The sequence below is a fragment of the Pseudomonas sp. F8002 genome, from assembly GCF_013385495.1.
In the GTDB taxonomy this organism is placed as follows: domain Bacteria; phylum Pseudomonadota; class Gammaproteobacteria; order Pseudomonadales; family Pseudomonadaceae; genus Aquipseudomonas.
In genome coordinates this window covers 89989-99409 of the sequence record NZ_JACAPW010000011.1, presented here as the reverse complement: position 1 = coordinate 99409, position 9421 = coordinate 89989, and the positions used below count along the sequence as shown (strand labels likewise).

Genomic DNA, 9421 nt, shown 5'->3' with positions numbered 1-9421 from the left:
CCCGCTCCCACACTTGATCTTCACAAGACCTTGCTACTCATTCGGTTTACTTAAGTAAGCCGGGATAAAACAATAAGAAAGGGATTCCATCATGCCCAGCGAACCGAATGGCGCTCCGGCGTCCGGGTCTTCCGTCGACTTTGAAAAAGTCGGCACCGAATACTTCCAACAACGGGAACTGAAAAAAGGCGCTGCCGGCTGGGTACTATTAGTCGGTCTCGGTGTTGCCTACGTCATCTCCGGCGACTACGCCGGCTGGAACTTCGGCCTGGCCCAGGGTGGCTGGGGCGGCATGTTCCTCGCCACACTGCTGATGGCCACCATGTACCTGTGCATGTGTTTCTCCCTGGCCGAACTGTCTTCCATGATTCCTACCGCCGGCGGCGGCTACGGCTTTGCCCGCAGCGCGTTCGGCCCCTGGGGCGGGTTCCTCACCGGCACCGCGATCCTCATCGAATACGCCATCGCCCCCGCCGCCATCGCGGTGTTTATCGGCGCCTATTGCGAGTCGCTGTTCGGCATTGGCGGCTGGATGATCTACCTGGCGTTCTACATCATCTTTATCGGCATCCACATCTTCGGCGTGGGTGAAGCGCTGAAGCTGATGTTTGTGATTACCGCCGTCGCCGCGATTGCCCTGGGTGTATTCCTGGTGTCGATGGTGCCGCACTTCAGCGTCGCCAACCTGCTGGACATCCCGGTGACCGAGGCCAAGGGCGCCAGCACTTTCCTGCCCTTCGGTTATGTCGGCGTGTGGGCGGCGATTCCCTATGCGATCTGGTTTTTCCTGGCGGTCGAAGGCGTGCCCCTGGCCGCCGAAGAAACCAAGAACCCCAAACGCGACCTGCCTCGCGGCCTGATCGGCGCCATTGTGGTACTGACCAGCTTCGCCCTGCTGATTTTGGTGATCGCCCCCGGCGGTGCTGGCGCCTACGCGTTGATGGCATCGGGCAATCCGCTGGTGGAAGCCTTGTCCAAAGCCTACGGCGGCTCCACGTGGATGGGCCACTTCGTCAATCTGGTGGGCCTGGCCGGGCTGATCGCGAGCTTCTTCTCGATCATCTACGCCTACTCCCGGCAGATCTTCGCCCTCTCCCGCGCCGGCTACCTGCCGCGCAAGCTGTCGCAGACCAACAAAAGCAAGGCACCGGTACTGGCCCTGGTGATCCCCGGCATCATCGGGTTCGGCCTGTCGCTGACCGGCCAAGGCGATTTGCTGATCCTGGTCGCCGTATTCGGCGCAACCATTTCCTACGTGCTGATGATGGCCGCGCACATCACGTTGCGCATCCGCCGCCCCAAAATGGACCGCCCTTACCGTACTCCGGGCGGCATCTTCACCTCGGGCGTCGCCCTGGTACTGGCCTGCATCGCTGTTGTGGCGGGCTTTCTGGTGGATCCGCGCGTTGTGATTGGCGCCGCGATCATCTATGGAGTATTAATTGCTTACTTTGCTTTCTACAGTCGGCATCACTTGGTAGCGGGCACGCCGGAAGAAGAATTTGCGGCGATCCAGGCCGCAGAGGCCGCCTTGCACTAACTGCCATAAACCTCGACGCGGGCGCTTTACTCACATTCAGCCCGCGTCGACAAGGAGACTCTGTATGGCAAGCTTTTCCCACGCGGTCGGTGCATTGACCTACCGCTTCGACAGCCTCAAGGACGTGATGGCCAAGGCCAGCCCGGCCCGCTCCGGGGATTTCCTCGCCGGTGTTGCCGCGCAGAACGACGGTGAGCGGGTCGCGGCGCAAATGGCCCTGGCCAATATTCCGTTGAAGCACTTTCTTGAAGAAGTGTTGATCCCGTACGAAAGCGACGAAGTCACCCGGCTGATTATCGATACCCACGATAAACAGGCGTTTTCCGTGGTCAGCCACCTGACCGTCGGGGGTTTGCGGGATTGGCTGCTCAGCGACGCGGCCGACGAACAGAGCCTGCGCGCCCTGGCGCCCGGGCTGACACCGGAAATGGCCGCCGCCGTGTCGAAGATCATGCGCGTGCAGGATCTGGTACTGGTGGCGCAGAAAATCCGCGTCGTCACACAGTTCCGAGGCACGATGGGCCTGCGCGGGCGCCTGTCCACCCGCCTGCAGCCCAACCATCCCACCGATGAGCCGGCCGGTATCGCCGCGAGCATTCTTGACGGCCTGCTCTACGGCAACGGCGACGCCATGATCGGCATCAACCCGGCCACCGACAGCATCGCCTCGATCTGCGCGATGCTGGAAATGCTCGACGCGATCATCCAGCGTTATGAAATCCCGACCCAGGCCTGCGTGCTGACCCACGTCACCACCTCCATCGAAGCCATCAACCGTGGCGTGCCGCTGGACCTGGTATTCCAGTCGATCGCCGGCACCGAGGCGGCCAATGCCAGTTTCGGCATCAGCCTGAGCGTGCTGCAGGAAGGCTACGACGCAGGCCTGAGCCTGAACCGCGGCACCCTCGGACAAAACCTGATGTATTTCGAAACCGGCCAGGGCAGCGCCTTGTCGGCCAACGCACACTTTGGCGTCGACCAGCAAACCTGCGAAACCCGCGCCTATGCCGTCGCCCGGCATTTCAAGCCGTTTTTGGTGAACACGGTCGTAGGATTTATCGGCCCCGAGTACCTGTACAACGGCAAGCAGATCATCCGCGCCGGCCTCGAAGACCACTTCTGCGGCAAGCTGCTGGGCGTGCCCATGGGGTGCGACATCTGCTACACCAACCATGCCGAAGCCGACCAGGACGACATGGACACCCTGCTCACCCTGCTGGGCGTGGCCGGGATCAACTTCATCATGGGCATCCCGGGCTCCGACGACATCATGCTCAACTACCAGACCACTTCATTTCACGACGCGCTGTACGCCCGCCAAACATTGGGTTTAAAGCCGGCACCGGAGTTTGAACACTGGCTGGCGAAAATGGGCATCTTCACGCAAGCCGACGGCAAGGTGCACTTCGGCAACAGCCTGCCACCGGCATTCCGCCACGCCTTGGCGCAACTGGGATGAAGAAGGAACCGCCCGTGCACATCGACACCCCGGAAAACAACGTGGACAACCCGTGGCTTGAGCTGCGGCGCCTGACCCCGGCGCGGATTGCCCTGGGCCGCACCGGCACCAGCATGCCTACCGGCGCGCAGCTGGATTTCCAGTTCGCCCATGCCCAGGCCCGCGACGCGGTACACCTGCCGTTTGATCATGCAGGGCTCAGCAGCCAATTGGCGGAGCGTGGCCGCGACAGCCTGCTGCTGCACAGCGCCGCCGTCGACCGTCACAGCTACCTGCAACGCCCGGACCTTGGGCGCCGCCTCAGTGATGAATCGGCACAGGCCCTGCGGGACTATGCCGAAGCCAACCCCGGCGGCGTGGACCTGGCGGTGGTGGTGGCCGATGGCTTGTCGGCCCTGGCGGTGCATAAACATACGTTGCCTTTTCTTACACGCATGGAGGAACAAACCCACGCTGAAGGCTGGTCGCTGTCACCGGTGATTCTGGTGGAGCAGGGCCGTGTCGCCGTCGCGGATGAAGTCGGCCAGTTGCTCGGGGCAAAAATGGCGGTGATCCTGATCGGCGAGCGGCCGGGGCTCAGCTCGCCGGACAGCCTGGGGCTGTATTTCACCTACAACCCCAAGGTCGGCCTCACTGACGCTTACCGCAACTGCATCTCCAATGTGCGCCTGGAAGGCTTGAGCTACGGCATGGCCGCTCACCGCCTGCTTTACTTGATGCGGGAGGCCTGTCGCCGGCAGTTGTCGGGGGTCAACCTCAAGGATGAAGCGCAGGTACAAACCCTCGAGTCGGATGATTCCAATCTGATGAAAGGAAACTTCCTGCTCAGCCCACCGAAGGACTGATCCCTGCACGATTGCGCTTTTTCTCTGCTTTAGGCAGCATCGAGACACGGCCGCTTGTGTGGTCATACCCCATTTGGAAGTTGAGGCCTGGCATGCGGATTACTCAAGCGACCCTGGAACACCTGGACCTGTTGACCCCGCTTTTCGTCAAATACCGCGAATTTTACGGTGCGCTGCCGTTTCCTGATTCGAGCCGCGCCTTCCTGGAAAAACGCCTGCGCCGCAAGGAGTCCGTGATCTACCTGGCGCTGGCCGACGATGACGACAAGAAACTGCTTGGCTTTTGCCAGCTGTATCCAAGCTTTTCATCGTTGTCCCTCAAGCGGGTGTGGATCCTCAACGACATCTACGTCGCCGAAGACGCACGCCGGCAGTTGGTGGCCGACAACCTGATGCGTACCGCGAAGAAGATGGCCAAGGAAACTCAAGCCGTGCGCCTGCGTGTGTCCACCAGCAGCGACAACCAGGTGGCGCAGAAAACCTATGAGTCCATCGGTTTTCGGGAAGACACCGAGTTCAAGAACTACGTGCTTGCGATCAGCGATGACTGACAACTATTAACCAAACCTCATACATCTGTTGTGGGAGCCCCCTCCCACACTGACGCTGTGTCTACAATCAGATCGCTTTCGCGACATTCCCCGCTACAAAACCAGCACGCTTTTCACAACTCTATCCGTATAATGCGGACCTTTCAGGGTCGTAAGAAATACGCCACTACCTTGTAGCCCTTATTACCCGAAGCCTCCGCACAGGCCCGCTGAGCCAGGCCATTCACACAGGTGCCCTCCATGGATTTCAACCCGCTCGACCTTATCCTGCATCTCGACGTGTACCTCGACATGCTGGTGAGAAACTACGGAGTGTGGATCTACGCCATTCTGTTCCTGGTTATCTTTTGCGAAACCGGCCTGGTGGTCATGCCCTTCCTGCCGGGTGATTCCTTACTGTTCATCGCCGGCGCTGTTGCAGCGGGCGGCGGCATGGACCCGATATTGCTGGGCGGCCTGCTGATGCTCGCGGCCATCCTGGGTGACAGTACCAACTACGTGATCGGACGAACGGCCGGGGAACGCTTGTTCAGCAACCCCAACTCGAAGATCTTCCGCCGCGACTACCTGCAAAAAACCCACGACTTCTACGACAAGCACGGCGGCAAAACCGTGACCCTGGCGCGCTTCCTGCCGATCCTGCGCACGTTTGCGCCGTTCGTCGCCGGTATCGCGAAAATGCCTTACCCGCGCTTCTTCGGTTTCAGCGTGTTCGGCACCGTCCTCTGGGTCGGCGGCCTGGTAACCCTGGGCTACTTCTTCGGCAACGTGCCGTTCATCAAGAAAAACCTGTCGCTGCTGGTGGTGTTCATCATCCTGCTGTCGCTGGTACCGATGATCATCGGTGTGTTCCGCAGCCGCTTTGGCCGCAATTCCACCGAAGCCAAGCCGCAGTAACCTGCGATGTGGTCCCTCAGCGCCTGGCGTCGCCGGCGCCTGCTGGCCAAGCACCCGATTGCCGATGAAACGTGGCAGCGGGTGCGCCATCACCTGACGTTCCTCGACGGCATCACTGCCGAGCAAGACCAGTGGCTGCGGGAAGCCTGCGTGGTGTTCCTCGCCGAAAAACACCTCACCGCCCTGCCCGGCGTCGAACTGCACCAGGAACAGCGCCTGCTGCTCGCCGCCCAGGCACAGCTGCCGCTGATGAACCTTGGCGACCTCGACTGGTACCAGGGCTTCCACGAGATCGTGCTGTACCCCGACGACTTCCTCAGCCCGCAGCGCCATCGCGACGCCAGCGGCGTGGAGCACGAGTGGGACGGCGAGCACAGCGGCGAAGCCTGGCAACAGGGCCCGGTGATCCTTGCGTGGCCCGGCGTACTGGCCAGCGGCAACTGGGAAGGCTACAACCTGGTCATTCACGAACTGGCCCACAAGCTGGACATGCTCAACGGCGACGCCAACGGCCTGCCACCCCTGCACCACGACATGCGCGTGCAGGAATGGGCCAGCGTCATGCAAAGCGCCTTCGACGACCTCAACCGCCAGCTCGACCGCAACCCTGACGCCGAAACGGCCATCGACCCCTACGCCGCGGAAAACCCGGCCGAGTTCTTTGCCGTCACCAGCGAATATTTCTTCAGTGCCCCGGATTTACTGGTCAGCAGTTATCCACAGGTGTACGAGCAACTGAGCCACTTCTACCGTCAGGATCCCCTGGCGCGCCTGCACCAACTGCAGGCCGGCGACGTGCGGTATCAGACGGAACGCCAAGCGCCCTACGACGTCTGACGCATGGCATCGGCGTCAGAATATGCCTATAATCGCCGCCACTTTTAGGCCAATCCGGCCATGTTCCATGGCCAACTACGGGGGCAACGCCCAATGAGCTACAGCAAGATTCCGGCTGGCAAAGACCTGCCGAACGACATCTACGTCGCCATCGAGATTCCGGCCAACCACGCGCCGATCAAATACGAAATCGACAAAGACAGCGACTGCCTGTTCGTTGACCGTTTCATGGCCACCCCGATGTTCTACCCGGCCAACTACGGTTTCATCCCCAACACCCTGGCAGACGACGGTGACCCCCTCGACGTGCTGGTCGTGACCCCTTACCCGGTTACCCCAGGCTCGGTTATTCGCGCCCGCCCGGTCGGCATCCTGAACATGACTGACGACGGCGGCGGCGATGCCAAAGTTATCGCAGTACCACACGACAAGCTGTCCCAGCTGTATGTCGACGTGAAGGAATACACCGATCTGCCGCCACTGCTGCTGGAACAGATCAAACACTTCTTCGAGAACTACAAAGACCTCGAAAAAGGCAAATGGGTGAAGATCGACGGTTGGGGCAATGCAGACGCCGCCCGCGCCGAGATCCTGAAGTCGGTCGCTGCCTACAAAGGCTGATACCGCTATTCGCTCTGAAAAAGCCCCGATTAATCGGGGCTTTTTTTGTGGGAAAAACATAAACATCCGGCTACTTTAATAAACATATTTACAGCAATTGTTTAACTAGCTTAATCAACTAGCAGAATAGTCCTGCGATAAGGAAACACCTACATACAGCAACTCAACGCATGGTTTATTTGATCTGATTTTACGGCCAGTAAACTCTGCGTTTATGAATACATCAGGTGATCGCTTAAGAGCGCTATTACGGGAAGTTCATCTTTCCGCTTCCGACTTCGCCAAGAACCGCGATGTTACGCCTCAACACGTAAACAACTGGTTCAAACGCGGCGTCCCCATGGGCCGGCTCAACGAGTTCGCAGAATTGTTGTGCGTCACCAGCCGTTGGCTGCGCACAGGCGAAGGCCCCAAACATCCACCCGCCAACTACCTGCTGGAAGGATCCGATGCAGACACCTCCCACCGTATCGCCCGCGAGACCAGCGGCAACTACATCACCCACCCGGTCTCGGGCCCGGTAAAAATCGACGTGGAGATCCCCCTCCACCCCACCTTCACCTCGACCGAAAGCATCCGCCTCTCCCTGCACACCCTTGAAGCCATCGGTGTAAGCCCGGAGCGGGCGCTCGGGGCCTACATGGTCGGCAACAGCATGATCGACATCATCCAGGACGGAAGTACCCTTGCCATCGACTGTGGTCGCAAACAGATCATCGATGGCGAAATCTACGCGGTAGAGCACGACGGAATGCTGCGGATCAAATACCTCTACAACCGTCCAGGAGGTGGCCTGCGGATGCGCAGCCACAACAGCGCCGAGCATCCGGACGAGTTTTTGACCTATGAGCAGCGGCATGAGCAGAACTTTGAGATTCTGGGTTGGGTGTTCTGGTGGGCGACACTGAATAACCGCCGCCCGCCGGTGCCGCTGGATGAGCATTTATTGGGCTACGAAGGCTCTAAATCGGATCAGACGCTGGGAAATTGAGGCGAATGTGGGTATTATCCGCCGCACATTTGGCAGGGGGTTGGCGTGAAGCCGGTCCGCCCTGCCTGGCGATGCGGAGGAGTTCCCGCTGATGCCCCTTATCACCTGGGTGCGAGCCTGGGTGAACGATTTGAAGGCTGGTGAGGTTTACCAAAAATAAGCTGAACCAGTCCCCGAGAAGCCGGCCACAAGCCGGCTTTTTAATGCCTGGAAGAAATGCGCTACACCTGCCAGGCATCGAGCTATTTGAGAACGCGCCAACCGCTCCAAGGCACGCAAGCCGTCTTTTCCATCCTCAGGACATTCGCCTGATACGTCGCTAAAAGCCCGTTCCAAGAACACGTTTCGCATACCTGTCGTTACCAACGACATGACATCAAGACGTGTCGCAGAAATCAAAATATAGCGACACGTAGTGCACGCATGTTTACACTGACGCCACGAAAGGGCGCCCTGATGAGCCCCTCTTACCTTTAGACGGATAAGTCAAAGACCGAGCCCCATCCATGACCGCATCCCACCTTCCCTGGCAGGCTGACAAGCCCTACAACCAGCTTCCCACTTTGCCACCGGCAACTGTTCTGGAAACCCATGCAGTGCTCAAACGCTGCATTGAGGCCCGCACAGCCCTGGCCGAATTGAAGCAAGCGGCTGAGCTGATCCCTAACCAGACAATGCTGATCAACACCATTCCATTGCTGGAGGCCAAGGACAGCTCAGAGATCGAAAGTATCGTCACCACCACGGATTTGCTCTTTCAGCATGCTCAGGATGGAGATAGCCACGCAGACCCAGCGACCAAGGAAGCACTGCGCTACCGCAAAGCCCTGCAGAAAGGTTATCAATCGTTGGCCGACCGCCCACTCTCCACCGGTACTGCAGTCGAAATCTGCCGCACGCTTAAAGGCGTGAACATGGATATACGCCGGGTGCCAGGAGTCCAGCTAGCCAACGACCGAATCGGCGAGATCATCTATACCCCACCGGAAGGCGAAGATCGCTTACGTGACATGCTCGCCAACTGGGAGCGCTTCCTGCACAACGAGACCGACCTGGATCCATTAGTACGTATGGCGGTTAGTCACTATCAATTCGAAGCCATTCACCCATTCACCGACGGCAATGGCCGTACCGGGCGAGTGCTCAACACCCTGTACCTGATCCAGGAAGGCCTGCTGAATCTACCGATTCTCTACCTTAGCCGTTACATCATTGCCCATAGAGCCGATTACTACCGCCTGTTGCTTGATGTCACTCGCGAACAAGCCTGGGAGCCTTGGCTGCTGTACATGCTCAGCGCTGTGGAAGAAACAGCACGCTGGACTTGTGCAAAAATTGCCGCTATTCGCAGCCTGTCCGAGCACACCACCCAGTTTGTTCGTGAGCAGTTGCCGAAAACCTATTCCCGCGAGCTGGTAGACGTCATTTTCGAACAGCCCTACTGCCGCATCAGCAACGTCGTCGACAAACAGATTGCCCAGCGTCAAGCAGCCTCCCGTTACCTCAAAGAACTAGTCGCCATCGGCGTTCTGCAAGAGGTTCAGGTTGGCAAGGAAAAGCTCTTCATCCATCCCAAGCTGATGCAGTTACTCACTCGCGACAACAACGACTTCAAGCCATACGCCTGAGGGGAGAGCTTTACTCGATGACAATCGTCTGCCGGGATCTGCGCCCCTGAGC

Annotated in this window: 9 protein-coding genes; all 9 read left to right on the top strand. The window is 59.2% G+C overall.

Features of this window, described 5'->3' with window-relative positions:
• The first annotated feature begins 91 nt into the window (after positions 1-91).
• Positions 92-1540, top strand: a complete 1449-nt coding sequence (eat, locus tag HX811_RS09930) for an ethanolamine permease (RefSeq protein ID WP_008436523.1) — start codon at positions 92-94, stop codon at positions 1538-1540.
• A gap of 64 nt (positions 1541-1604) precedes the next feature.
• Positions 1605-2999, top strand: coding sequence for an ethanolamine ammonia-lyase subunit EutB (locus HX811_RS09925; protein WP_177045736.1), 1395 nt, complete (start codon positions 1605-1607; stop codon positions 2997-2999).
• On the top strand, positions 2996-3844 hold the full coding sequence (gene eutC / locus HX811_RS09920) for an ethanolamine ammonia-lyase subunit EutC (protein ID WP_177045734.1): 849 nt from the start codon (positions 2996-2998) through the stop codon (positions 3842-3844). The genes HX811_RS09925 and eutC overlap by 4 nt, the downstream gene beginning before the upstream one ends.
• 92 nt (positions 3845-3936) lie before the next feature.
• Entirely contained in the window at positions 3937-4395 is a 459-nt protein-coding gene (locus HX811_RS09915; RefSeq protein WP_003219389.1) for an N-acetyltransferase, read from the top strand.
• A 240-nt stretch (positions 4396-4635) separates the two neighbouring features.
• Positions 4636-5292 (top strand): DedA family protein, encoded by a 657-nt coding sequence (locus HX811_RS09910; protein ID WP_008436520.1) that lies wholly within the window; start codon positions 4636-4638, stop codon positions 5290-5292.
• 6 nt (positions 5293-5298) lie between these two features.
• Positions 5299-6129, top strand: a complete 831-nt coding sequence (locus HX811_RS09905) for a zinc-dependent peptidase (RefSeq protein ID WP_003219385.1) — start codon at positions 5299-5301, stop codon at positions 6127-6129.
• Between the two features lie 93 nt (positions 6130-6222).
• On the top strand, positions 6223-6750 hold the full coding sequence (gene ppa, locus HX811_RS09900) for an inorganic diphosphatase (protein WP_003219382.1): 528 nt from the start codon (positions 6223-6225) through the stop codon (positions 6748-6750).
• A gap of 214 nt (positions 6751-6964) precedes the next feature.
• Entirely contained in the window at positions 6965-7741 is a 777-nt protein-coding gene (locus tag HX811_RS09895; RefSeq protein ID WP_177045732.1) for an XRE family transcriptional regulator, read from the top strand.
• Between the two features lie 506 nt (positions 7742-8247).
• Positions 8248-9369: a protein adenylyltransferase Fic gene (fic, locus tag HX811_RS09890; RefSeq protein WP_177045729.1), complete on the top strand. Its 1122-nt coding sequence runs from the start codon at positions 8248-8250 to the stop codon at positions 9367-9369.
• Positions 9370-9421: the final 52 nt, after the last annotated feature.